The organism is Pseudoalteromonas sp. BZB3, from assembly GCF_040104455.1.
Classification (GTDB): Bacteria; Pseudomonadota; Gammaproteobacteria; order Enterobacterales; family Alteromonadaceae; genus Pseudoalteromonas.
This window is the reverse complement of sequence record NZ_JBECOS010000017.1, coordinates 76,159-101,718: the sequence shown is the minus strand read 5'-3', so window position 1 is coordinate 101,718 and position 25,560 is coordinate 76,159. Positions and strand designations below refer to the sequence as shown.

The window sequence follows — 25,560 nt, the reverse complement described above, 5'->3', positions numbered from 1 at the left end:
GCACTTATCCTAGGTTAGGCAAAAATCGGCGGGCGATATAGATTAGAAATTGTTGTAGCTGGTGGTGTTAATGACGCATTTTGAATTTTTTCAAAACTAGAGAAAAAGCCCAGCGTCTGAACTGACTGTGGGACATAAGTGAAAGCATGACAGGCATTGATTGGACAAACACATTCAACCTCGCAGCAATCCATTGATAAAGATTCGCTTGCTGACGAAGACATTGACGACATTTCGTCTTGTGACATTACGTGATGCATCTTGCTGTCTTTAGTCATCATGGTCATATCGCACTCATGGGCAGCAAAAGCCGTCATTTGGCCAAATGGCGAAAGGACTAAACTTAAAAACAGCATGATTGATGCGATGAATTTAAACATAACAACTCAATAAAATTAACTGACGCTAATGCTAAACAATTTTTGTGAGGATAGCAAAACCTGTAATGATACTTAGATAGCCTAGCAGTAAAGTATTTGCAGGCACAGCATGCATTAACATACTTGGCATTTGCTTATATTGCTTGTATTTCAAAACAAAAAAGCTGTGCCCTTCAAACTGAGCGAAGCGTTCAAAATAGGGTTTAAGCTTTTTGAGATAAGGTTCAAAGAAGGCTTTAATGGCGCTCAAATAGAACATACAGAACGTCGATGCCCCCATGACTTCGAGCATCAGCGTCAGTTCCATCGCTACAAAAATCTCTGGCCCTGCAAACACAACAACAATCAACATAGCTAAGCTGTACCAAGAAAATTGTTTTATTTTTTCAATTAGTTTTTTGTAAGACTTAACGAATAGCTTCATGTCCTTAATTCCTTTTTCATACCTGAGAAATGCTAAATCCTGATACTAGCAAAAAGCCGTGAAATATAAAAATCGATTAATTAACAAACAAATAACAACGGAGTACTTAAGTTATTTCTAAACTTAAATAAAACGCCATAATCCAAAGGTGATGTTATGAGTAAACTAACTTTGGGAATAATTGGTGGGCTCTTAAGCGCAATTATTGGCTTTATTGCATGGCAGCAACTCACCCCGCCAGATCCATTCCTTGCTAGACAGGTGAAATCAATTGCACCTGCAGAAGATAACTATTTAATCGATTTTTACCCCCATATTTCTGAACACCAACGTCCTGAAGAGACTTACCCATTTCCCATTCCACTTGGCGGAGTTGGGCCTACAACCAATTTATATTCAGGGCCAAACCAATACCCCTTCTTTTGTATGTCGGTTGATTCAAAAGTGGGTCAGCCCGAGATCGATAACCAAGAGGGCCTTGGTGTGCCAGTGACAAGTGAAAGCGGTGAACTTTTAGGTTTCAGCAAAGATTGTGGTGTTAAATCGCACTTACAATACTTTGCTATTAATGCAGACAAACAGCCCGAAAAACTCACCATTGAACAGGCCAAAAACTACCAAGGTGCGCTATTTAGAGCGGAGCAAGGCACAATTAATCGTTTTATTTATACCATTGTGATGCCTATCAAGCCTGAAGAAGTGGGAGATAGATTAGCAAAGTCGCAATGGAACAATCGATTGGTGTATCAATTTAATGGCGGTTCGGGCATTGGCTTTAGACAAGGACGACAAAAAACCTATAAAGTCATGCAGCGCCAAGTAGATCAACTACTAGATGGTTATGCCATTATCAGCTCTAGCGGTAATAAAACCAGTTATACCTATAATATGCTGCTAGCCGAAGACACTGCTCGGAGAGTTAAAAAGCAATTCACTAGTTTGTATGGAGAGCCGCTTTATACCGTTGGAGTTGGCGGCTCAGGTGGCGGCCTTGCGCAATATTTAATTGCTCAAAACAGTACGGGGATTCTAGATGGCTTGCTGCCCCTTTATAGTTATCCGGATATGATAAGTCAGACCACTTATGCGCTCGATTGCGACCTGTTAAACAACTATTTTACCTTTAGAGCCGGTAACCGAAAGGCATGGCGAGATTGGGATAGACGCCGCTTAATTGAAGGCATGAATGCCATTAATGACTTTCCGCAGCGGGCCGGGTTTTTGCAACCTCTAAACCAACTTATGGCCGGCTTTGTGCCTAGCTTTCCCGATGGTAACAGCGAATGTATAAACGGCTACTTCGGGCTGTCTGCTTATATTAACAACCCTAAACAGGGCTTTTTAAGGCCTTTATTTGCTGATTCTGTGGTAGAACAAAATAACTGGAGTTATTGGCAAGACATGAAGCATGTGCTTGGCACAGACAAGCAAGGTTTTGGCCGTTCAACTTGGGATAACGTGGGCGTGCAATATGGGTTAAATGCGCTTCTTGAGAATAAGATCAGTATCGAGGAATTTTTTGATATTAACTACAACATTGGGGCTTGGAAGTCACAGCCCACCATGCAAGTAGAGCATATCATTACTCCGCTTGGTCCTCACAAACCGCTTTGGCTCTCCCTTTGGGGCAGTGAAAACATTTATGAAGCAAAGCATGGACCTGCCCAGCGTCATACCGCTAGCCTTGAAGCCATTGAGGCCGCCTATCGTTCAGGCCAAGTGTTTATAGGTAAAGTTGACCTACCAATCATAGATGCCAGACATTACCTTGAAAATGAGTTAGACATGCATCATATGTCAGCCTCTTTTTATAGCCGTTTACGAATAGATAAAGCCAATGGCGATCATAAAAATCACATTATTTGGGTCGCCCATAAAGATCATGACCCAACACAAGCTGCGTTTGCCATGATAGATAAATGGCTTTTAAACCTAAAACAGAACCCTAACCTCAGTGTCATCGAGGCAAAGCCACAAGAGTTAGGCGATACCTGCTTTGAAGCCGACGGCAGTACCTATGCAAAAGGCGAGGATGTGTTTGATGGCAAATGGAATCAAAAGTCAGACGGTGCGTGTCAGTCACGCTTTCCGATGTTCAGTACCAGCCGTATTGAATCAGGTGGTCCTTGGGCGGGCGACATCTTCAAATGCCATTTAATTGATGTCGAAACAGCAATAGAAAAAGGCATGTATGGGACCCACCCTATTACAAATTTAGTTGATCAATTAAAGACTGTTTTCCCCCATGGGGTGTGTAATTATGAGCTTGGTGATATGGGGCGACCGAGTAATATTTAGATCCTGATTTATCCTCTCACATTTGTGCGCGACATAAAGTCGCGCCTACAGGTGTTGATGCTAATGATTGGCTTTAATTCAACTTATACATTTAATGCAGCTAATGTAAGCGCGGGTTTACCCCGCGCTTTCTATGTAAGATAAAGTCAGCGCCTATAAATTTAGATTATGAATAGCTGTTTTAATCGCCTTAAACTCTTGTACAATCAAGCTCTGTTTTATATACAGGAAACTTAAATGAATGCACTTTTCTCTTATGGCACGCTACAGCAGCCTCAAGTTCAACTTGATACATTTGGCCGTTTACTTGAAGGTCAAAAAGATACTCTGATTGGCTACACACTAGGTGAAGTAAAAATCACTGACGAAGCGGTCATTAAAAGCAGCGGTAAAGAATATCATCCAATTCTAATTAGATCAGAGCATAAAGAAGATACTGTTGAAGGCACTGTATTTTTAATCACAAATGCTGAATTACAACAAGCCGATGAATATGAAGTGGATGACTATCAAAGAGTCGAAGCACAATTAAAGTCAGGTAAAACTTGCTGGATCTATGCGGCATCATCTTAATTGAATTCATCTAACTACAGATTCAGATCCTTACTTACACTCTATTACACTTAATTTGTATACATAAATAAGGGCCTGACACTAAAATTGGAATACTCTCGTTGAAGTTTGTGAGAGAGAATCTCTACTCGTTCTTAACTATAAAAGGAAAGATAATGCGCAAATTAGTCTTTTACATTTTGCCATTTGCTTTAACAGCCATCAGTGGCTGCTCTACGGAAACAACTGAGTCTGATAATGTTAAAACCAGAGCAATATGGTCTAATATTTATGTAACATCAGGTGGTGAAGATAGTCGAGTAATCGCAGAACTAAATTTAACCGATGAATTTGGAAATAATATAAGTTTATCAAGTTCAGATAAGTTAGAAGCAAGTGTGGGCAGCGACACTAAAACTCTTGAAAAGCATACTGATGTGTTCGACGTTGACTATCGTGCCATCTTTGACGAACACAGTGAAAACACACAATATGTTGTCAATTTTGTTCGCTCAGAAGATAACGTCACACTCACAAATACACTTACTTTGCCTGCGCCTTTTGAAATACTTGCCCCGCAGAAAAGCCAATCTTTTTCTAATTCTGAACAGTTAGTGATCGAATGGTCTAATCATAGTACCTCAGACAAACTAGACGTGACGCTTAACTCAACTTGCAAGCTCAAAGACGGTGGGTCTCAAGCTAATGCTGAAAAATTTGAGAATGTGACAGACGACGGTAAGTTAACCATTGATCTAGATACTCTCGATATGTTTAAAGATGAAAACTTAAACACACGCCAAAACTGCTCAGTTAATCTTCTTGTTGAACGATTTAGATTAGGCAGAGTTGATAGCAATTATGCCAGTGGTAGTAAAAGCAGAGCGTCACAACAAAGACGTTTGGATGATATAACTATTACACTGCGATAATACAAATACCCTTCAACAAAGCGTTACAAAACCGTTAAATAAATTAACCTTTATTGTATACCTATTATGCAATAACAATTCAAAAAGGGTGCTCTAGAAACTTAAAGAACCCTTAAATCATAAGCTTAGAGTAAATACACTCAAATCGACCAGTTAGTAATATTGCTGTAATAAAACTCTTGGATAATACATACCATCTTATACAGCAACCAATTTAAAGTTATGAACCACTCACCGTTATTGCTCGGATTCACACCCCGTACAATGAACGACCTAGACAATTACAGTGTGCAACATACCTGTCAGTACGACACATTAAAGCTAGATTATGCAAAAGAAGGCATAACCTTTAATTGCGTCTTACCGTACGATGCACAGATTGGTGATGTGATTTCATTATCGGCAACAAAACCTGATGCGAGAGCAGAAAGTTTTAGTGCAGAAACAACTTTAACGAAAGCTGATTTAGAAAATAAGAATGCAATGTTAAAGCTTATAGGTGAAGGTGAAACCGATGATTACCTGATGCAGCTTAACTTGCTTGGTTTGCATGGCTCAATAAAAAACTCCGCTGAGTTTAATGCACATATAAAAAGCCAAGCGATTAAAAACAAAAAAATGAACGCTATTTCCCCTTGGCTCATAAGTGCTAAAAAACAGGGGGCAAAACTGGTGTCAGTGATGCTCTCAGCTTTTTAGATTACTAAGCTGTTTTTCAGCTCCGCTAATTTAGCGGAGCTTTTTTTACCAATAAATAAAACACAAAGGAATAATAAAACCAAAAGCGACTAATATCGCTCTTCTCCCCCAAGGACTATATTTTCCTTTGACCATAAACAATGCGCTTATTGCTAGGAAAATAAGCAAGCCAGCAAATAAATCCGAAAAAACTATCCATGCTTTATGGGTTTCATTTAAATGCAGTCTATTTATAGCTTGAAAAACTGGGCGAGCTTCAATATGTTCAAAAATAAGCTGGTGATTATCAAGGTTCAGCGTGATGTTTCCATCACTTTTCAAAAACACTTTAAACTCAGTCGGTGAGGCCCAATATGTTGCTTTTACCTCTAACCCTTCATCTATATAGTTAAATATTTGCGAAAGTAAAATCTCATCACTCGTTTCATGCCACTTAGTAACGGGGGCTTGAATCAGTTTATGTGTTACTTGGTAGTTTGGATTCCAGTCATCTTTATGATTCACCGCAATACCAGATACAGCAAAAACTAAAACCATACCGATACAAAAATAGCCTACATCTCGATGTAGGCTTCTATTGAAACGATACCAATTAATGTTTCTCAGTTTATTGATCAAGGATCGAAACCCCAGTAGGTACTAATTGATATATAACTAGCGGCTCAGTGACAGAGGCAGGGTCAAACACTTCATTCTTAGCAATGGCTTGCTGAGCTTTAATTTGCTTTGTGCGCTCAAGGTCAAACTCGATTTTATTCAGTTTTCCGGTTGCGATAGCTTGACTGCCTTTTGCACTCATTGGGAAAACCATGTCGCCATCTCTCACCTTTATTCTCAGATTTTCGAAACGTTTATCAGATGCAATCGTCATCCAACAGCCTCGCTTTTTACAAACCCCCACAACAGTGCCTTTTATTGTTACAGGCGAACTGAGGTATTTATCTGGCTGTTGCAAAATAGTCGAAATTTTTGTTACTTGCTTCACATCAACTTCTGTACCAAAGTTTAAATTCTTAGCAAATGCCAAATCTGGAAAGCTTAATAATAATAAAGCCGCAACTAACATAGATTTGTAATACATATTATTCCTTATTAATAATCATAAAAATTGTGGTGAGGGCCTCTAGCAGGCGATGCAGTGATTGAATGTAAGAAAGCTTCAAGGGCTTTCATTTCTTCGTAGTTTAAATTTAAAGGCTTTAAAAGCTTTGATGTCACAGGAGACATTTCATCATTAGGGTCTTTAGTAAATTTAAATCCGCCCGCATTATAGACGTTTAATATCCCTTCCATATTGGCGAAACTCCCATTATGCATCCAAGGTTTGGTATTCATAACACCACGTAAGCTTGGTGTTTTAAATTTACCAACATCATCAGGCTGTTTCGTCACTTTGAATCGCCCTAAATCTTCTAACTCACGTTTGTACCATGTAAGCCCTAGGTTATGAAATTTATTGTCACTAAACAATGGGCCCGAATGACAATTCATGCATCGTGCTTTTGTTCTGAATAAATGCAGACCCCAGAGAGCCTGATCTGATAATTTCTTAGAAAATGCCAACTTGGCTTTTTCATTTTTTTGCTTTGAAGATTGTAAAAAATAGTCAAAGTCACTCGACCTAGACAAGATGGTTCGTTGATAAGTGGCAAGCGCTTTAGCAATGTCTGTTGCTTTTACCCTATCCGCATTGAATACTTTTTTAAATTCTGCTTTGTAAACTTCATTTTGATTAAGGCGTTGTTCCAACTCTTCAATTGAAAAATTCATTTCCACAGGATCTAAAATTGGCATTAAGGCTTGCTCCTCTAACGAAGCTTCTCTGCCGTCCCAAAATAACATTTGCCAAAACGCTGAGTTTTCAATACTTGGCGCGTTTCTTCTGCCTTTTAATCTATCATGACCGAAAGACACAGCGCGACCATCGGCCCAACCTAAATCTCTGTCATGGCAGCTTGCACAAGCAACTTGTCCAGAACGAGACAATTTAGGATCATGAAATAGTCTTTCCCCTAAAAGTACCTTTTCTTTGGAAAAAGGGTTAGCTTGCGGGAAAGTTGGCATTGGTATTAAACCAATCTCAACATGCTCAACTCCCTCATCTAAGGTTGGCTTTGGCCACAAATGCACTGGTTGCGAGTATTGCTCTCTTAAATCGTCGATATTTATATCATTTGCCAATGATAACATTGGCAAAAATATAAGTATCAGAGTGATGACGGTAGAAAAAAGGTGCATATTATTTGTGTTTTAGCTCAAACATTTCTGGATCTGTGGCTGCTAGTTTTTTTGCCGCATTTAACTGAGATGCTTTCACTGTAATACAATGTTTTTTCTCATTTTCGCGAGCAGACACAAACTCAGTGCCTAGTTCATGCTTTTCTAATTGAATTGCATGAACATCGTTTGCAGGTTCGTAGCAAAGTGACGCAACAACGGCGGTGGTCAAAAGTAGTGATGTCATAGTGATATTTCCTATTATTTATATATGTAATTGATATGTCTCTAATATGAGTAATTTAAGCCAAGCCAAAAACGCCGCCCAAGCTCTAAACCCGTCGAAAATGGCGCCACTTGGTAGGTGCGCTTGTTAAGTAAATTTTCACCCTCGAAAGAGAAAGACAAGGTGTGTTTACCAACTAGAGGTACCGAATATTTGATACTGCCACTCAATAACCAGTAAGCAGGTCTTTCTTGAATACTATAAACCGGGTAGCGAGTTTCACTAGGTTGGCAACCATCACATAAAGATGAAGCACTCTTCACTGATTCAGTTGCGCCTGTGTTGTAAAGTGCATCTTGCTTAGAGTGATATCGAATAAATGAAGAAACAGACCAGTTTCCAAAGCGCCCACCCCAACTCAAGTTGGCAATAATAGGGCGATTAAAATCTTCTTTGACTAAATCAAGGTCATGTTTAGTCACCAACGCGTATTGAGTACTCGGCACTGTGGAACTTTTGATACTACTATTTGCAAGAAACACGAGTTCATCAGTGTTGTAGTCAAAGTTTAAAAAGCACTTTGGAAAATCCGGACAAGTGCGCGCTTCACCATCAAAGGTTTTTTCATCCGTGACATTCTTCACGCGTGATACGTTAAATTGCACATGCTGATTATCAAACGATGCCATCCAAGACAGTGAGTAACGATCATATTGACTGTAACCTGAGTTGGCGCCATACAGGATTGATTCTCCCGAATCATTAAACCCTTTTTCTCGATTAATTTGATCTTTATTGCGTCTGTTTATCCATTTCAACTCCACAGTGCCACCGAATAGTTGATGACGATAAACCAGTGTAAATTCGTCACTATATGGGGTTTTCAGATTTTCGTAGACATGCCGATGGCCTCTGTTTTTCAAAGCGCTTTGCCAATTTAACACCCGATTATTAAATGCGGCTCTGTACTCGTTATAAGTGGGTAATTTCGCTTCATTTAATTTGTAATTAAGCCCGTCACTAGAATAATAACGACTCGCGCCAAAGACGAATTGAGCATCATCATTAAAAAAGTTGTAAGAGCCTCTTAGCCTCGGAGAAACATTATGATTTTTAAAAAAGTCATTGAAATCATAACGAAGACCCATAGCAACAACTAAGTCTTGCCATTGTATTTCATGATCGACATAGGCCGAGAACTTGTTCATGTTTGCTTCGGACTCAGCAGCCGGTATGACGGTTCTGCCCTGAAAATACTGGCCAGAAGCAATAATGTTCTCACTGTATAGCAGTAAATCGCTTTCATCTGTGAAATCGAGCGGCCTTCCTAACTCTTGCTCTAGCTGTGAAAGCGGTTTTTTATATTCACTCTCAATACAATCTATGGTGTAGCCTGCGCAGTTAATATTTGCAGCAGAGACGGCATCATTGAAGTTAATAGAGTCTTCTAATCGATTAAACTGTGAATATAAATACTCATATTCAAAACCAAAATTGGTTTGATGAACTAAACCATTTGAGATTATCTCTGAAAACTCAAAGTCATGTTTAAACAGTACTGAGCGTTGATTTTTCTCAATATCACCAAAGCCTCCTTCAAGGAAAGTTTTAGAGTAGTGAGGCTCAGGAAGGGCTTTGCCCGGTTGATTTAACCAAACAAACCAAGCTGGTTGCGCATCTTTTGAGTTCTGACTTTGTTTGTACACAAACAGGTTTTCAAAAGCCCCCCATGATCGTTCTCCCTCCCACTTTAAAGACGCTTTTTGTCCGCCTCCCTCTACGGAATAAGGTGAATTTTTTGCACTATCAGCAAAGTACTCTCCACTGTATGGTCCATGAAAAAGATTGAGGGTAAGCGTGTCATTTGCTGTCACCTCATATTCAAACTTAAGCAGTGCATTATAGTTTTCTTGCTGCTCAATCTTTAGATCACCAACGCGTTCTACACTCTCTTTAGAGCTTAATAGCTGGATCTGGGCAAGAAAGCTTAAGTCACCTGTAATTGGTGATGACACATATGCACTGTAACCACCTTTTTCGAACACAGCATCATTGTCTTTAATTCGACCATCATGTGTGGGTGAATAAAACCGATTGTACTCAACAAAGCTGTCTGCAGTTTTTCTAAAACTAAAACCCGCTTTTAATTCATCAGCAATCTTTTTGGTGTCGGCAATCACAACGCCACCTGAAAACGCGCCATATTTTGCAGGGACATTGCTGTCATACACTTCAATGCTTTCAACCAACTCAAGATTTAAAAAAATTTCCTGACTGTGGCCAACAACGTCATCCAGAAGATTTTTATCTGACGTTACGCTTGAATCATTCAATAAAGAGTTATTTGAAACGCCATCGATTAAATAGGCTGTTTGTGCACCTGAGGCACCAGATATAGATACCTCTGATGGACGGATATTTGAAACCTGATCGGCCGATTGTGCTGATTCGGCATATTGCACTCCCGGAAGTATTGCCAGTACCTCATTCAGATTGCCATTACCGAATCGATAATCTTCAATCATTTTACGATTAAGGTTGTAGCGCCCCTTACTCGAGAAAGAGATGGGGTTAATTTTATCGCCACGTACTTCGATCACCTCAATAAGTGAACCACATTTGTCTGACTTTGATTGTGTGTCGCATTGAACAAATTCAGACTGTTTAATATGCTTTTGTGCTGTTGATGGCTTGCTTTCTTCATTTGAGAAAACAGGAGAAGTTAGCACAAGGCTAACCGCTCCTATATAAAGTGTATGCTTCATGACTACTTTTTAGATGCATCTAGAGGATATGCGTCTTGGTCGTCATTGACACCATCGTTATCACTATCAAGGTCTAACTCTATCCCTGAGTCAGTGATCATTTGCTCGGTTGCAAAAGGTGCAAAGAAGTTCGCTTTGCCATCACCATCTGTATCTACAGTCGCAATATTCGTTGTTACGAATTGGTTTAAAACACTGAGTGCATTGGCAACTTGGTTGATGATTGAATCTATTTCAACCTCACCTAAACCTGATTTATCTTTTAACGCAAGTGCTTGTTCAAATTGACCCAGTTTTATGAGTTGATCTGAAAACACTGTATAAAAAGTCGCTTTTTGCTGTACAGAACCATTGACATCTAATCTGGCTATATTCCACGTAACTAGCTCTGCCCACAGCGCATTGGCTTTGTTTAACTCAGCAGCAAAATTATTATTTTGACCCGCTGATTGCTTAATCGCACTTTGGAGGGCAACAAAGTTTAAATCTCTATAACTAGATTCATCAAAGAACTCATTTGTCGAAATAAATTGATATTCAGCGTCAATATTATTTTCAAGCTGTTTTATAAGGGCAATAGCCTCAGCCAAATATTGATTTGCTTTAATGTGCATACCGCCTCTAGCCAAACTCACAGCAAGTTGCATTGTGTCTTTCGTTTTTTCGCTTAGCTCTTTCTCATCATAGGCTTGAATAGACGCTTTTACCTTTGCGATCACTGACTCTGCTTGGCTTTCTTGTCCAAGCAGTCCATGATGTTTAATTAAATCTAAATGTGCTTGCGCAACGTCTTCGATTAAAACATCTGTGCCCTGAGGAGTAGAGTAATGTGTATTTGCAATGTCACGGCATGTCGCAAGTGCATCAATCGCATAAGTGTTATACTTTTGTTCAGCAGTTAACCTATTAAGCGCCATAAAAGTATTGAGTACAAGGTTACAGCCCGTTGCTCCTGTCACAAATGTTGTTACATCTATATTTTGAGTAATATATTTTTCGTCTTTCAGTACATTTAATGCTTCTATAACAAACTTGCCTGCGGCCTCATATTCACCTTGCTCAATTAAGATTGCTGCGGCGCCTGGATTTGAAGCATTAAAAGCAAGCAAATCAGTAAATAGTGGCCTAAGGTTCTCATCATCACGGGTGTTTAGCACTTTTTGCAATACGTCATCTTTATTTGTTGCATTACGAACACTCGCCATTAAACGTGCTTCTTCAGCATCATCAATCAGCATACTTCTGAAGAAACTGGTTTCGTCATATTTAACAGCTAAGATATCTTCTACGCTAAGTTCTGGATACAACACCACAAAGCGCGTCGCCATATTAACTAAGCCAAACGGGTACTCTGCATGTGTTACGTCAGCATGTTCATCTGCAACGATTGGGTAGTTTTCGTCAATGCCCGCCACGCCATGAAGTGCTAAACCATCAAGTAAAGCCAGTTTCGCGGCTTCTAACTCACCTAGCTTAATATAGTTATCAATTACAAAACCTAAAGCTACTTGACGGACGCTATGATAAAACTTTCCTAGATTACCGTTTCTGTCGTTACGAACTTCCCTTGCTGCAATCAATTTAGAGTAACCGTATAAACGGTCATTCATTTCAACAGCTCTCAACTTGTCGGATTCGATACGGGATGATTGCCAGTATTCAATTTCAGAATCAACTGAATCTCTAAAAGCAAAAACCAGTCGTAATGCTTGTGTTGTCGCATCGCTATCTAAAATCGTTTTAAATAGAATATCGAGAATGTTAAAGCTCTGATTGGCAAGCTCGAATTCACCTGCCTGCCTGTAAGAAATAGCCAGTGCATCAAAAAACATTTGATCGTTTGAGCTGAAATTGGCCAACCCTTTATCTGCGATATGTTTCGTATAAAGGTTATTAGCTCTTAACCTAAATGCATTTGCCTCTGTGTATAGACCTTGATTGTTGTAATGATTTGAGACTGAAAGAAGTGCATAAGCAAGCTGCTCTTCTTTAACGATCGCACTTTCGGTTAAAAACCTTCCTACTTCTTTGGTTAAACCCGCAGCGGCATAGCCTGAAGCTAAATTTGCATTAAGCAAACCTAAATTCACATCGTCTTTAACTTGTGGCAGCATACTCTCTGCACGTTTTAGATGTGAGTGACTACTTGCGTAATAGTAATATGCACGATCAGCATTGTTAGTTAGGCCTGTGGCTATCGCGATTTCTTTGCTAACAGATGCACCATTGCTATCTGTCACTGTTAACTCAAACTTATCTTCAGCAACGGTTAATGACTGCGGCGTATAAGTAATTTCACCCGTTTGGCTATTTATTTCAAGCTCACCATTTTCTGGTGAATGAGTAATAGAATAGGTTAATAAATCTTGTTCAATATCAGTGGCAGACACTAAGCCTTTTTTGACTTCTGCACCACTGATCAAGACTTTATCAACTTCGATGACTGGTGCATCATTTACAGATTCAACGTTTATCTTAAGTACTGTTTTAACCGTTTCAGTTCCATCAGTGACTGCTACTTCAAGGCTATCTTCACCAAAAAAGTTGTCATTCGGTGTGTAGTCTATCTTACCGGTCGAAGGGTCTAATTCAGCAATGCCGTTTGCTGGTGCATTCGCAATAGAATAAGTGAGTGTTTGTGCATCAGCATCTGATGCAGATACGGTTATTGAAGCTGAATTATCTTCTTGCAAAGATAAAGTGAATTCAGCCTGAGAGAATATTGGCGATGTGTTTTTGTCTGCTTCAGTTGAACTTGAGCCACAGGCGCTCAGCATGATTGCGCTAACCGCAACAGAGAGTAGTTTTAGTTTCATTAGATTATCCCATTTAAAATCGAAACGGATCCTAATGATAATTATTATTATTAGCAATAACTAAATTAAATTGTTACATATAATAATTAGGAATAAAAAATCTTCACTATTAAACATTGAAATATAAAGAAAATTCCACTTTCTCTTAACTGAGTAGTAAGATTATTAAAAAGACACAGGTGTTTTTGTAAGAGATGAATGAGTCAAATTAATGAAAAAAAGCCCTAAAATTAGAGCTTTAACACTATTTCATTTATTCAACTAAAATGATTTGAAATTATTCAGGAAACGATAATTTTCCCATGCTTACGCCAAATTCAGACGAATTACCAACTAAACACTCGTTTGCCAACACAGCAAATAAAATCGCTTCTTTTGCATCTGGGTCTAAATCAATTTTATTACTGTTTTCAATTACTACGTCAGTAGAGACTAATTCCTGAATTCTTTGCATCAATATTGGATTATGCACTCCACCACCACTGGCATATACATTTAGTTTTTTACTTTCTGAAAGGTAATTTAGCTGTTCAGCAATCAATAAAGCACTCAACTCACACAAGGTTGCCATAACATCTTCATGTTTCAAGTAAGTGGTATTTGAGCTTTCCTGTGCAGTTTGTAAGAAAGCTAAATTAAATACCTCTGGTCCTGTTGATTTAGGGAGTTCTAACCCAACAAAATCGTTATCTAAAAGCTTAGATAATAAAGCTTGGTTAACGCAGCCTTTCGAAGAAATAGCGCCATCACTATCAAACGCTTGGTCGAAGTGCTTCTGCATATAGGCGTCCATGATGGTGTTACCTGGGCCCAAATCACTACACAGCATGTCGTCGAAGCTACCTGCCTTTGGTAAATAAGTGATATTGGCGATGCCGCCTAGATTCAATAAAATACGGTGTTCAGAATTCGATGAGAAGCAAAAATAATCGCCAAACTGTGCAAGTGGCGCACCTTCACCGCCAGCCGCAATATGCTTTTGTCTGAAGTCGCTCAAAGTGACTATGCCCGTCTCGACAGCAAGGTGATCACCATCACCGATTTGTAAGGTGGCATTACCAAAATCTTCATAATCATGCTGATGCTGAGGGCAGTGATAGATTGTTTGACCATGACTGGCTATGGCATCTATATCTTTGGGATTAACTTGCCACGCTTTTAAAGCTTGGTTGACCAGTTGACCGTGATAGTTCCCTATCCAAGGGTTTAGAAGTGTGAGGTATTCTAGCGATACTTGTGGGTTGGCAAATACAGTTCTAATTTTACTTTTAACTTCATCAGGGTAATCTACTGTGGTGAAGTGTTTTAATGTCACTTCGGTACTCGTGCCACAACCACTTATTTCACATAAAGCTATATCTAGCCCATCAAGTGAAGTACCACTCATTAAACCAATAATGTGGCGTTTTGGTTTTTGTGAAACGTGGTACAGCTGTTCAATGTTTTTGCGCACTCTTAAGCCCCAAACCCTAATTGTTTTACTTTACCCAACACCGCTTGATAGCGAATGTCTGTGCAACAGCCAAACCCAGCGCGTTGTCTAAATTTCGACGATGTCGATAAAGGTGAAGTCATGCCTGTTAAGAAACGCGTGAGTATTGCTAAACTTGGCGCAACACCTATTTGCATTAAATGTTGCCTCAATGCATTTAAGTCATTTCTTAAAGCTTCATCTGATGGGAACTCAGTTGATTTAGACTGCTCAAGCTTAGCAACTTGGCCTCGACACGCTGAGCAGTGACCGCATTGCTCTGGCGCATTCGGGTCATCAAAATATCTTGCTAAGTTGTAACTCAGGCACGTATTTAATTCAAAGAAACGAAGCATAGCACCTATACGCTTAACCTCTGCTTGCTCTTTTTCTAAAAAGTAATCGGCAAGCTCTTTCGCTAAATCTGGCTGAGCTAACTTACTTTCATCAACTTGATACACTTGCATCATTCGCTTTGATTCAAGCTCAATAAGCCCTTGTTCATGTAAATAATCTAAGGCGGCAACAATACGATTTCTATCTTGCCCTTGTTGCACTAAGGCTTGAATATCAACAGTACCCCACACTTTTTTAAATTGTGTATTGGCAAATATTTGCTGGATAAATTGCTGACGATTTGGATCAAACAGGCTTAAAATTTTGTGCTCCGTGTGCAACCATTTAAATCTAAAGTCGGCATAAAACGCGTATTTAGCTTCTATCACACCTTTTAATTCGAGTTGTACTAGCAGGGTTTTGAGCGCAAGGAGCCTTATATTACTGACCTTAGACGCACTTAGCTCCTGCATTTCCCACAAACCATGCTGTTGCTGAGATTGAATTTCTTCTATCAGTGCTTGAATACTCGTTTGTTCAGGCGTATCGGCATATACAAAGTTCTCAAGCGTAGCAACACCATCTAAACTAGCTAGCGTGATACATTCAGAAAACTGTCCATCACGGCCTGCTCGCCCTATCTCTTGGCTATAATTTTCTATCGATTTTGGCAAGTCATAGTGCACCACAAAACGGATATCTGATTTATCTATACCCATACCAAACGCAATGGTTGCTACAATCACTTGTTTTTGGTTATCCATGAAGTCATTTTGAATATTTTGACGAAGACCATCGTCTAAACCTGCATGATATGCAGCAGCATTAATGCCTGCAGCTTGTAATTGCTTTGCGACTTGCTCGGCTTGTTGTTGAAGCGTTACATAGACAATCCCAGCCCCAGTTTGCTGTTTTAAATAGCCTATAAGTGCTGGGATTTTTTCTTCTTCGGGATAGGCATATACGCTTAGATCTAGGTTAGCGCGATAAAAACCAGTTTGAACAATATGCTCAGGTTTTATATCAAAGCGACTTGCCATATCGAGCTTTACTTTTTTGGTGGCTGTCGCAGTTAATAACAACACCAGTGGAATGCTTAATTCGTTACGATAATCAGGTAACTTAAGATAGTCGGGCCTAAAGTTATGACCCCATTCAGAGATACAGTGCGCTTCATCGACTACCAGCATAGAAATTGGTACTTGCTTAATGAACTCTCTAAAGCGCTCGTTTTTAAAGCGCTCAACCGAAATCATCAATACCTTGGTGCTGCCATTTCTGACATTTTGCATCACCGATTGACTTTCTTCGCGGCTTAACGTGGAATCTAAACTGGCTGCATTAATGCCTTTGTTTTTTAAGAACTCTAATTGATCTTTCATTAACGCCAGTAAAGGCGAAATCACTAAAGTTAAATTAGGGAGTTGTAAGGCTGTCAACTGATAACATAGAGACTTACCTGAACCCGTTGGAAAAATAGCAAGACTAGAATGGCCATTTACTAGCTGAGTGATTGTTTGCTCTTGGCCTGGCCTAAATTCTGAAAAGCCAAAATATTGCGCTAAAGTTTGATGAAGCACCGACTCGGTCATGATGCGAAATCCCATGTTAACAACTGCTTAGCTAAGATAGCATAATATCAACCCCAAATAATACCAACGAGCTTATCATCAGGGTTGATATACCAACTGTTTAACGTGGTGTTTAGCGTTTAAAACGCACGACTAATTCAACCATATCTTTAGAAACTTGGGTGAGTGTTTGGCTTGCCTGCTCAACACTTGAAGCGCTGTTTAAACTGTCACCCGCTAGTGAAGCAATATTAACGACTTGCTGATTAATATCGTCTGAAACATTTGCTTGCTCTTCGATAGCTGCTGCAATTTGCAATGACATATCATTAATTTTGTCAATCGATCCATTAATTTTAACCAACATATCGCTGCTTTGTAACAAATGAGTCATGCCCTGCTGAGACTCTTGCTCACCTTGTTCAGCCACTATAACCGCATGCTCTGTACTTTGAGATAATTCATTGATAATGCCTTGGATTTCTTGTGTAGATTGTTGTGTTCTCTTAGCAAGACTGCGAACTTCATCAGCAACGACAGCAAAGCCTCGCCCTTGCTCACCTGCACGAGCAGCCTCAATCGCAGCATTTAAAGCTAACAAGTTTGTTTGCTCCGCGATTTGTTCAATAAACTGAGCCGCATCTGCGATACGTGAAGTTTGCTTAGATACCCCTTCTACAGATTGCTTAATGTTTAACACGGTATTCGTTAACGACTCTATTGCACGCTTGGTTTGATCGCTGTATTCAGCACTTTGTGTTGCAAGATCGTGCGATTGGCCGGCTTGTTCAGCCGTTGCTTGAACATGGCCCGACACGTCGTTAATGGTCATACTCATTTCATTCATAGCTGTTGCGACTTGCTCTGTCTGTAATTGTTGCTGTTCTAACTGCGTATTGGCATTTTGCGCCATAGCTAAAGAGGAGCTAGCTCCTTTAGACACATGCTTTGCCGCATCAGCGATACGGGTAACAACGGTGTCTAAGTGCGCTCGCTCACTGAGAATTCGTACATGTAAGTCAGCAATGTCACTTGGGTAAGTTGAATAAACAGACTTAGCAATGTCATCACAAAAGCTACTCGAAAGCTCATTGCTTAATGCTTTAAAGTAGTAGTTCTTTTGTTTGCTTTTTAGGACGATGGTTAAAATAGTGGTAAGAATAGAAGAAGCAAAAGCCGCGACTTGATAACCTGAAATAAATGCAGCCACACATAAAGCCAAAATAACAGCGAGTGCTGCGTAATAAGTATCGACTCGGAAGTTAAACCCGGTTTTATTCTGTTTTGCTTGAGCGTAAATAAGTTCAGCACGCTTAATTGCTGATTCATTCGGTACACTTCTGACCGACTCGTACCCGACTACTTTGCCATGCTCTGTGACAGGGGTAACGTAGGCATCAACCCAGTAGAAATCACCATTCTTACAACGGTTTTTAACCAACCCCATCCACGGCTTACCTTGTTTAAGTTCTGCCCACATGGTTTTGAATGCCACTTCAGGCATATCAGGGTGACGAACAATATTGTGGGGTTGACCAATCAACTCTTCTCTACTGAAACCGCTGATAGCAATAAATTCTTCATTACACTCGGTAATATTGCCTTGTAAGTCTGTCACAGAGATTAATTTCACATCAGAAGAAAAGGTTTTGCGATTTGCAGTAATTGGCTGGTTGTTTCTCATTATGCCCCTCTAATGTAAAACAGCAGAATTTAGATTGAACTCGGGGCACGAAATCTACTAATAAATTATTTATTACGCAAACAATATTTAATAATTAGCGTAAAAATCAATACTAAATAACTATAAAAATTACACGCTTTGCGCTGATTCAATAATGATCCTATTTTTGGTGTCGAACGTATTGAAAATCTTGTAAAATCTTCCACTCTCAACACCGTCTCACTTTTTTAAAGAATGGTAATTTATAAAGGAGCATTTTGTGTCTCGTTTTTCAGCGATCACTGACAACCCGCATGAGGGTCGTTTTAATAAAAAGACTGGTATTTTGGTAACCAACTTAGGGAGCCCTGATGCACCAACGCCTAAAGCCTTACGTGTTTATTTGGCCGAATTCTTATCTGATCCAAGAATTGTCGAGATACCGCGCCTAATATGGTTAATGATCCTTCATGGGATTATTTTACGAATTCGCCCAAAGAAATCAGCCAAAGCTTATGAAAGTATTTGGACTGAAAACGGTTCGCCGCTTATTCATATTTCTCAGCAACAAGCAGACAAAATTGCCGAGAAGTTAAAAGCCAATAATCATAACGTAGAAGTCGAGCTTGCGATGCGTTATGGCAACCCTTCAATTGAAGCAGGTTTGGAAAAACTAAGAGATAAAGGTATCACTCGCATTGTCGTGTTTCCTTTATACCCTCAGTACTCAAGCCCGACGACTGGCTCAACATTTGATGCGATTGCACGTGTATTAAAAAAATGGCGCTGGGTTCCTGAGTTCCATTTTATCAATGGCTATCACACAAACCCACTATACATAGAGTCTCTTGCTAATAGTATTCAAGAAGACTTAGATAAACATGGTACGCCACAAAAAATTGTTTTCTCTTACCATGGTATGCCAAAGCAATTTTTAGATCACGGTGACCCGTATCACTGCCTATGTCATCAAACCACGCGTTTAGTAGTAGAAAAACTAGGTTTAGATAAAGAGCTAGTTATGACGACTTTCCAAAGTCGTTTCGGTAAAGCTGAATGGTTAAAGCCATACACTGATGCAACCCTCGAGTCTTTTCCTAAAGATGGCATCAAAGATATCGCCATTATCAGTCCTGCTTTCAGCGCTGACTGCTTAGAAACACTAGAAGAATTAGAGGAAGAAAATCGCGAGATTTTCGAAGAAGCGGGTGGTGAAAAGTATCGCTATATTGCTGCATTAAATGACAGAGATGATCATATTGACGCATTATATGATGTGTTAAAGCCAAACTTATAAACACGTAATAAACAGGCACTCACTCTAGTGAGTGCCTAACTTTGACTACAATTTGTGAAGCATATCTAAGCAAACTGAAATCGGTTTTGCTGGACTGTAAAAGAATCCTTGCACATTATGACAACCAAATTGCTTCAGCATGTTTACTTGCGCCTCTTGTTCAACCCCTTCTGCAATTAACTGTGTGCCAATATCATCGCCTAGTTCAACAAGGTACTTCACCATAGCTTGCTTTTTTTTGTCGTTGATAAGCGTATCAATAAAAGATCTATCAATTTTAACGAAATCAACCTGACTCTTTAATAGATGGCTTAACGAAGAATAACCAGTACAGAAATCATCTAGCGCAATTTGCACGCCTCTCTTTTGAAGATCACCCAGTACTTGCCATGTATATTGATTGGCAGCAACAGATTCAGTCACCTCAATCGTTAATGCATTATAAGGCAAGTTGTTTTCTTCAATCGCGTTGATAATCTGTTTATATTGATCGTTACTTGCTTTGAATTCATTAACAGAGCGGTTAATAGAAATTGATATGTGTGTGTGACCTTGACTGTGAATTTTAGCCAAGTCTTTACAGCTCTTTTCTAGTACAAACTGACCGATTTGATGAATAAGACCAAACTCTTCGGCAATTGGAATAAACTGCCCGGGTGAGATAGCACCAAGCTCACTATCAGACCAACGCACAAGTGCTTCGAACTTACAAATTTCCCCTGTCGTTGAGTCAATTATAGGCTGGTAGTGCACTGAAAGTAGTTGGTATTTTATGGCCTCTTTGAGTTTGTCTCTGAGGTGTATTTTCTGTAAATAAGCATTTTGAATCGCTTCATTGTACAGTGCGATTTGACCTGGTGACGTTTTCTTTGCTGAGCCCAAAGCATGCGTTGCATGACTGATTAAAGTTGATGCAGTCAAAGGTTGATTTGATGTTAATTCTGCTACACCAATACAAGCTGTGATCTCTACCGACAATTCATTAAAGACATATGGAAGAGATATTTTAGACTGAATTTTTTCAGCCACAAGCATCGCATTATCTATGCCGCTGTTTTGGAGTAAAATAGCGAATTCATCACCGCCATAACGACAAACTATATCCTGCCGGCGTACGCCATTCTTTATTCGCTTAGCCACTGATAATAAAACATTATCACCAATCTCTGAGCCATAAACGTCATTGACCTCTTTAAACCGATCTAAGCCAATAAATAAAACTACAGACTCTTTTTTCTTCGCGCGGTTTTCCGAAATAACTTGCTCTAAGTTCTCTAAAAATGAGCGACGATTGGTAAGGCCTGTGAGCGGCTCATGATTTGCGTAAAACGTTAATTGGGCTTCATTACGCTTCCATTCAGTGATGTCTCTGAATATCGCGACATAATTGGTAGGTTGATTTAACTCATCTTTAACGACACTTAAAGTCAATTCTTCTGGAAAAATTTGACCATTTTTACGTCGATTATAAATTTCACCTTTCCATGTACCCGAAGTGTCTAGCGCATGCCACATATTTTTGTAAAACTGTTCGCTTTGCTGACCTGATGAAAGGACCCCAGGGTCTTGGCCCATTAGTTCAAAGCCTTTATAACCTGTCAAATCTTCAAATGCTTTGTTGACCATGATTATTTTGTTTTCATGATCTGTGATCATAATAGCATCTGTGGCGTGTTCGAATACCACATTGGTTAATTCTAGTTGCTTTGTTAGTGCATTAATTTGAGATATGTCTTGCACTGTAGCAGTAAAAACACGTTCAGATATTGGGCCGTTTTGATTTTCGATATGCCCAATAATGCGCATCAGACCTTTGCGTTTAGACAGTAGCTTATGTCGTACTGTGGTATCAATTTGCTCAATGTCCCCACGCTTTAAAAGCGAGAGCAAGTCTTCTAGTCGCTCTTTATCTCTTGGCTCTAAACACTCTAAAAAACAATCTAGGCTTAATTCTATATCATAATGCTTGCCAATAAGATGGCGCATTTCTTTACTAAACCAGTGCTTATCTTGTTCTAAATGCCAATTCCAAGAGCTTAATTTTGCAATGCGCTCACCTTTTGCAAGCTGCTTTAAAATCAAATCTTGAGATGCCATTTCTAAGTTATGGTTTAATTCTGCACCAACGATGTAACTTAACTCTTTTAAAAACGATTGCTGACTGTCGGTTAATAGCCTTTCATCTTCGTACATACAAACCATTATACCAATAGGTGTATGATCTAATGCACGTAAGGTGACACCTGCATAACTATTGATGTTTAACATTCTTAATAATTCATCATCAACATAAGTCTCTTGCAGACAATGATTAAGCATACAGACCCCTTCACTATCTTGCGCATCATTGCAAGGCGTACCAGCAAGGTCATAAGTAATATTTGGTTGTAAAACGCCGTCCTTAGCATAACAAACTGTTTGTACTTGAGTTCTTCCATTAACAAATTGGCCGATTAGGCAATGAACAGGAGTAAGCTCTTCAAACATCATCTGAATGGCTTGTTCATACCTAGCTTGGCTATTCTCAAGACTGTAAAAATGGCTAAAAGAAAGTGTCATGTGATCCACTAATTAAACGACGTATATACAAAATGCACGAATCGTAATCATAATGGAAGGTTTGTGAAGTGTTTTGTAGTGAGATCAAAAAAATGCAGATAAATTGCTGCAACAATAAATTATTGCAGCAATTTTAAACGGTGCGGTTATTGAATTACAGGCTGAACGTCCAGACCATAACCTCCAATAACTGCTAAAACTAATACAAGTGAAGCTGCTGCCATAAGTTTAAGCATAAGTGGCAAACAGAATCTAAACCAGTGTGTGTATGGTACACCCGCCATACCTAGAATACCCATTAGTACGGCATTTGTTGGGATGATCATATTTGAGAAGCCATCACCAAACTGATACGCAAGTACGGCAACCTGACGTGGTACGCCCACTAAATCGCCTAGAGGTGCCATCAATGGCATAGTCACATAAGCTTGCCCTGAACCTGATGGTATAAAGGTATTTAATAAAGTTTGGATGATTAACATACCCACCGCTGACACTTCAGCGCCTACGTAAGAAAGTGGTAGAGACATTGCGTGAACTAATGTATGTAAGATCTGACCATCTTCCAATACTAATGCGATACCACGAGCTACACCGATTAAGATTGCTGTCGTAACTAAGTCTGACACACCTTCGATAAAACGATTTGCAGTTTCGTCTGCAGATAACTTACCTAGTACTGCAACTACAGCTCCCCAAGCGATAAAAACACCACCTAATTGTGTTAAGTACCAACCCTTTGTTGAAATACCCCAGATTGCAATCACGAGCGTGATGATGAAGCTACCTAAGATCATCTGGTGGCGTTTATTTAACTGCGGGTAAGATGGTTTTTCTTGACCTTCTAAAGGACAAGGCACACCTATCATCATTGATTTGCTTGGATCTTCGTACACTTTTTTAGAGTAGCTCCAAACATGGTGGAAACCGATGAAAACAAATGGAATGAAAATAACAAAACGTAGCCACACACCTGAATATTGAGGCAATTCAGCAATTTGTTGAGCAATTAATACCGTGAATGGGTTAAATGCTGATACACCGTAACCGATACCATAACCCGCTACAATCATACCTACAGCTGTCATTGCATCAAGACGCATTGCCTTACAAAGGCCTACTAGGATTAATACAAAAGGAATGTATTCACCCGCTGTACCGATTGCACTAGACGCAAGCGCAAAACAAAATACAACCATGAAGATAAGACGTTGTGGTTTAGTGCCATGTTTTTCTAGAAGACGACCAATTAGTGCATCAACAGTACCTGTTGCACGCGCGATTGCGAGTACACCACCCACTATTAGTACAAAGAAAATGACATCTTGCGCAGCAGCAAAAGCACGAGGAATAGAAGTTAGTAGATCCCAAGGGGTAAGATAAGTTTTGTCTGCAACCTGCGCATAAGTGCCAGCAACAACCATTTGACGACCTGACTCAGTCGTACTTGTTTCAAAAAAGCCCTGTGGCACAACCCAGGTTGCAAATAAAGCTACAACCATCATGCCCAATAACAAAATCAAGGTATGGGGTACTTTTAAATTACCCATTTACACGCTCCTATTCTTATAAATCTGAGACTCTCGAGTAGTCTGGAGCGCGCATAATACCTAAATCAGCGCCATTATTCACCTTCAAGATGTCAACAAATGAAAACAAGCATTGAAGGCGTCTAGTTTGAGTAAGCTTGCTCTGCTGTGTGCGTACGATTCCTTCCTGCTTCTTTGTCACTGTAAAGCGCTCTATCAGCTTGCTTTAACACAGTATCTATATCTTCGCTCAAGTTAGGCCAATTAGATATGCCTATCGAGGTCGTAACGTTACCGACTTGCTGAAACTTAAAGTCTGCAATGCTAAGCCTAAGCCTTTCAGCGATTTTATATGCGACATCTAGCTCTACATTTGGCAAGAAGATCAAAAATTCTTCTCCGCCTGAACGACAGACTAGGTCTTGCTCTCGGGCACAATTTTGCATAAGTGCTGCAAACTCTTTAATGACAATGTCGCCAATATCGTGTCCATAGGTATCATTTACTCGCTTAAAATGGTCTATATCTAGTGCCAGCACAGAGAAAGCTTGTTCGTTTGCTACGAAGTACGATATCGCATTTTCCATACCTCGTCGGTTTAGCAATTGAGTTAATTGGTCTTTTTGTCTGTCTTGATCAAGTCTTTGAATTGTTTTTTCAATGCGTTTATGGCTTGATAAAAATGCTTGTTTTAAATAATCAGCTTCAAAATACCAAGTATTAATTTTGTTGGCGTCAAACTTACTATTGAGACCTTCTTCTTTTAATGCCTGGGCTAAGCTTGCTAATGGTTGAGCTATCTTAGTACCAAACAAAAGAATAATAAGTAAAGTCAGAACAATAAGGGGTAATGTGCTCAACAGAACATCAACGATAGTATTAAAAACTTTATCAAGCGTTGCTGACTTATGACTTTGTGACACAACCCCCCAATTTGGTAACTTAGCTGGAGCGAATCCCGCCAGCATTTTCTGATTGTGTGAGTTAGCTGCAATCATACTACCTGATATACCAGCCAAAACCGCATCAACAATCTGGTTATCTATTACCTTCTCTCCTATTCTTGTTAAATCTTTATGGAAGATAATGTGGCCATTTTGGTCGACAACGTATGTGTAAGAATCATCATTATGGTGGTGTTTATCGAGTATTTGATTGAGAATATTTTTTTCTTGAAGATAAATCGCACCACCTACAAAACCGACAAATCTTTTTTGGTTGTCAAACACAGGTGAAGTAATACTCACGATTAAATTGCCGACCGGAGACAAGAAAGGTTCTGATATATAAGTTTGTTGTCTAGTTAATGGTTCTAGTGCTTTCTCGCCTTCAATATAAGTATTGACTAAGTTCAGAGATGAGGGAGAAACGGCACGCACTTTGCCATTCTTATCAACAAAGATGGTTGCATTAAAACTGTCGGTTTGTTTTAACAAACGCGCTAGCTCAACTTGTAAAACAGTGGAGTCATCATGGTTATTTTTTAAAGACTCGGAGGTATATTCGAGCTGAGATAACACTGACCCCAAAAAAAGATCTGTTACATTCGCTATTTTGCTCGCATAGACTCTATTTGCATCTAGGGTATCATTGACTATCAAGTCTTTTTGAACTTTATAAACCGCAAAAAGCGCATTTCCAAGTGTTAGAAGCACACCGAAAAAAGCCAATATCAAAACTAAGCGTTTTAAATCAAGTCGCCTGAAGGCAACGAAAACATTAACCAAATGAACCTCTAATGGTTAAAAATATAAATACAAACTCAACATTACAAAGTTACGCTTAGAAAAAATGAATCATTAATCTAAATCAACTTTATGTTTTA

At 39.4% G+C, this 25,560-nt stretch carries 19 protein-coding genes; 5 read left to right on the top strand and 14 right to left on the bottom strand.

Translation table 11 applies throughout. The features are described from left to right. Positions 1-14: 14 nt before the first annotated feature. Both ABMY35_RS18875 and ABMY35_RS18870 read right to left on the bottom strand, forming a co-directional pair. Positions 15-380: a hypothetical protein gene (locus ABMY35_RS18875; protein ID WP_349287625.1), complete on the bottom strand. Its 366-nt coding sequence runs from the start codon at positions 378-380 to the stop codon at positions 15-17. A 31-nt stretch (positions 381-411) separates the two neighbouring features. Then, entirely contained in the window at positions 412-804 is a 393-nt protein-coding gene (locus ABMY35_RS18870; protein ID WP_349287624.1) for a hypothetical protein, read from the bottom strand. Positions 805-960: 156 nt separating this feature from the next. Here ABMY35_RS18870 and ABMY35_RS18865 point away from each other — a divergent pair, with 156 nt between their 5' ends. From ABMY35_RS18865 to ABMY35_RS18850, 4 genes are all read left to right on the top strand, one after another. Further along, positions 961-3,102 carry a DUF6351 family protein gene (locus ABMY35_RS18865; RefSeq protein ID WP_349287623.1) on the top strand — a complete coding sequence of 714 codons (2,142 nt, stop codon included), beginning with the start codon at positions 961-963 and terminating at the stop codon, positions 3,100-3,102. A gap of 237 nt (positions 3,103-3,339) precedes the next feature. After that, a complete protein-coding gene (locus ABMY35_RS18860; protein WP_349287622.1) occupies positions 3,340-3,675 on the top strand; it encodes a gamma-glutamylcyclotransferase family protein in 336 nt (111 codons plus the stop codon). 155 nt (positions 3,676-3,830) lie between these two features. Beyond that, a complete protein-coding gene (locus tag ABMY35_RS18855) occupies positions 3,831-4,586 on the top strand; it encodes a hypothetical protein (RefSeq protein WP_349287621.1) in 756 nt (251 codons plus the stop codon). A 222-nt stretch (positions 4,587-4,808) separates the two neighbouring features. Beyond that, the gene (locus tag ABMY35_RS18850) at positions 4,809-5,285 is read left to right on the top strand and encodes a hypothetical protein (RefSeq protein WP_349287620.1); all 477 of its coding nucleotides are present in this window, start codon (positions 4,809-4,811) and stop codon (positions 5,283-5,285) included. A 45-nt stretch (positions 5,286-5,330) separates the two neighbouring features. On the opposite strand, the gene ABMY35_RS18845 is transcribed toward ABMY35_RS18850, so the two are convergent. From ABMY35_RS18845 to ABMY35_RS18805, 9 genes are all read right to left on the bottom strand, one after another. Beyond that, on the bottom strand, positions 5,331-5,903 hold the full coding sequence (locus ABMY35_RS18845; protein ID WP_349287619.1) for a PepSY-associated TM helix domain-containing protein: 573 nt from the start codon (positions 5,901-5,903) through the stop codon (positions 5,331-5,333). Further along, the gene (locus ABMY35_RS18840; protein WP_349287618.1) at positions 5,893-6,366 is read right to left on the bottom strand and encodes a DUF4920 domain-containing protein; all 474 of its coding nucleotides are present in this window, start codon (positions 6,364-6,366) and stop codon (positions 5,893-5,895) included. Before ABMY35_RS18840 ends, ABMY35_RS18845 begins: the two co-directional genes overlap by 11 nt. Before the next feature lie 11 nt (positions 6,367-6,377). After that, the gene (locus ABMY35_RS18835) at positions 6,378-7,466 is read right to left on the bottom strand and encodes a cytochrome c peroxidase (RefSeq protein WP_349287617.1); all 1,089 of its coding nucleotides are present in this window, start codon (positions 7,464-7,466) and stop codon (positions 6,378-6,380) included. A 58-nt stretch (positions 7,467-7,524) separates the two neighbouring features. Next, positions 7,525-7,749 carry a hypothetical protein gene (locus ABMY35_RS18830; protein ID WP_349287616.1) on the bottom strand — a complete coding sequence of 75 codons (225 nt, stop codon included), beginning with the start codon at positions 7,747-7,749 and terminating at the stop codon, positions 7,525-7,527. Positions 7,750-7,790: 41 nt separating this feature from the next. After that, positions 7,791-10,493: a TonB-dependent receptor gene (locus ABMY35_RS18825; RefSeq protein ID WP_349287615.1), complete on the bottom strand. Its 2,703-nt coding sequence runs from the start codon at positions 10,491-10,493 to the stop codon at positions 7,791-7,793. A 2-nt stretch (positions 10,494-10,495) separates the two neighbouring features. Then, complete coding sequence (locus ABMY35_RS18820) at positions 10,496-13,309, bottom strand: cadherin-like domain-containing protein (protein ID WP_349287614.1); 2,814 nt, start codon at positions 13,307-13,309, stop codon at positions 10,496-10,498. A gap of 277 nt (positions 13,310-13,586) precedes the next feature. Then, a complete protein-coding gene (locus ABMY35_RS18815) occupies positions 13,587-14,762 on the bottom strand; it encodes an anhydro-N-acetylmuramic acid kinase (protein ID WP_349287613.1) in 1,176 nt (391 codons plus the stop codon). A 2-nt stretch (positions 14,763-14,764) separates the two neighbouring features. Continuing rightward, a complete protein-coding gene (locus ABMY35_RS18810; protein ID WP_349287663.1) occupies positions 14,765-16,708 on the bottom strand; it encodes an ATP-dependent DNA helicase RecQ in 1,944 nt (647 codons plus the stop codon). Positions 16,709-16,820: 112 nt separating this feature from the next. Next, entirely contained in the window at positions 16,821-18,371 is a 1,551-nt protein-coding gene (locus ABMY35_RS18805; RefSeq protein WP_349287612.1) for a PAS domain-containing methyl-accepting chemotaxis protein, read from the bottom strand. 259 nt (positions 18,372-18,630) lie between these two features. On the opposite strand from ABMY35_RS18805, the gene hemH reads away from it, so the two are divergent. Then, the gene (hemH, locus tag ABMY35_RS18800; RefSeq protein ID WP_349287611.1) at positions 18,631-19,647 is read left to right on the top strand and encodes a ferrochelatase; all 1,017 of its coding nucleotides are present in this window, start codon (positions 18,631-18,633) and stop codon (positions 19,645-19,647) included. A gap of 45 nt (positions 19,648-19,692) precedes the next feature. Here hemH and ABMY35_RS18795 read toward each other — a convergent pair whose 3' ends face one another. From ABMY35_RS18795 to ABMY35_RS18785, 3 genes are all read right to left on the bottom strand, one after another. Continuing rightward, a complete protein-coding gene (locus tag ABMY35_RS18795) occupies positions 19,693-22,206 on the bottom strand; it encodes an EAL domain-containing protein (RefSeq protein WP_349287610.1) in 2,514 nt (837 codons plus the stop codon). A gap of 146 nt (positions 22,207-22,352) precedes the next feature. Further along, on the bottom strand, positions 22,353-23,756 hold the full coding sequence (locus tag ABMY35_RS18790; RefSeq protein ID WP_349287609.1) for a TIGR00366 family protein: 1,404 nt from the start codon (positions 23,754-23,756) through the stop codon (positions 22,353-22,355). Positions 23,757-23,878: 122 nt separating this feature from the next. Next, positions 23,879-25,462 carry a sensor domain-containing diguanylate cyclase gene (locus ABMY35_RS18785; RefSeq protein ID WP_349287608.1) on the bottom strand — a complete coding sequence of 528 codons (1,584 nt, stop codon included), beginning with the start codon at positions 25,460-25,462 and terminating at the stop codon, positions 23,879-23,881. Positions 25,463-25,560 lie beyond the last annotated feature (98 nt).

What these genes read in the sequence shown, in the direction of transcription:
- ABMY35_RS18810 (WP_349287663.1), bottom strand. Translation starts at nt 16,708, where the DNA reads ATGACCGAGTCGGTGCTTCATCAAACTTTAGCGCAATATTTTGGCTTT.
- ABMY35_RS18790 (WP_349287609.1), bottom strand. Translation starts at nt 23,756, where the DNA reads ATGGGTAATTTAAAAGTACCCCATACCTTGATTTTGTTATTGGGCATG.
- ABMY35_RS18875 (WP_349287625.1), bottom strand. Translation starts at nt 380, where the DNA reads ATGTTTAAATTCATCGCATCAATCATGCTGTTTTTAAGTTTAGTCCTT.
- ABMY35_RS18805 (WP_349287612.1), bottom strand. Translation starts at nt 18,371, where the DNA reads ATGAGAAACAACCAGCCAATTACTGCAAATCGCAAAACCTTTTCTTCT.
- ABMY35_RS18850 (WP_349287620.1), top strand. Translation starts at nt 4,809, where the DNA reads ATGAACCACTCACCGTTATTGCTCGGATTCACACCCCGTACAATGAAC.
- ABMY35_RS18865 (WP_349287623.1), top strand. Translation starts at nt 961, where the DNA reads ATGAGTAAACTAACTTTGGGAATAATTGGTGGGCTCTTAAGCGCAATT.
- ABMY35_RS18860 (WP_349287622.1), top strand. Translation starts at nt 3,340, where the DNA reads ATGAATGCACTTTTCTCTTATGGCACGCTACAGCAGCCTCAAGTTCAA.
- ABMY35_RS18855 (WP_349287621.1), top strand. Translation starts at nt 3,831, where the DNA reads ATGCGCAAATTAGTCTTTTACATTTTGCCATTTGCTTTAACAGCCATC.
- ABMY35_RS18795 (WP_349287610.1), bottom strand. Translation starts at nt 22,206, where the DNA reads ATGACACTTTCTTTTAGCCATTTTTACAGTCTTGAGAATAGCCAAGCT.
- ABMY35_RS18830 (WP_349287616.1), bottom strand. Translation starts at nt 7,749, where the DNA reads ATGACATCACTACTTTTGACCACCGCCGTTGTTGCGTCACTTTGCTAC.
- ABMY35_RS18825 (WP_349287615.1), bottom strand. Translation starts at nt 10,493, where the DNA reads ATGAAGCATACACTTTATATAGGAGCGGTTAGCCTTGTGCTAACTTCT.
- ABMY35_RS18870 (WP_349287624.1), bottom strand. Translation starts at nt 804, where the DNA reads ATGAAGCTATTCGTTAAGTCTTACAAAAAACTAATTGAAAAAATAAAA.
- ABMY35_RS18840 (WP_349287618.1), bottom strand. Translation starts at nt 6,366, where the DNA reads ATGTATTACAAATCTATGTTAGTTGCGGCTTTATTATTATTAAGCTTT.
- ABMY35_RS18820 (WP_349287614.1), bottom strand. Translation starts at nt 13,309, where the DNA reads ATGAAACTAAAACTACTCTCTGTTGCGGTTAGCGCAATCATGCTGAGC.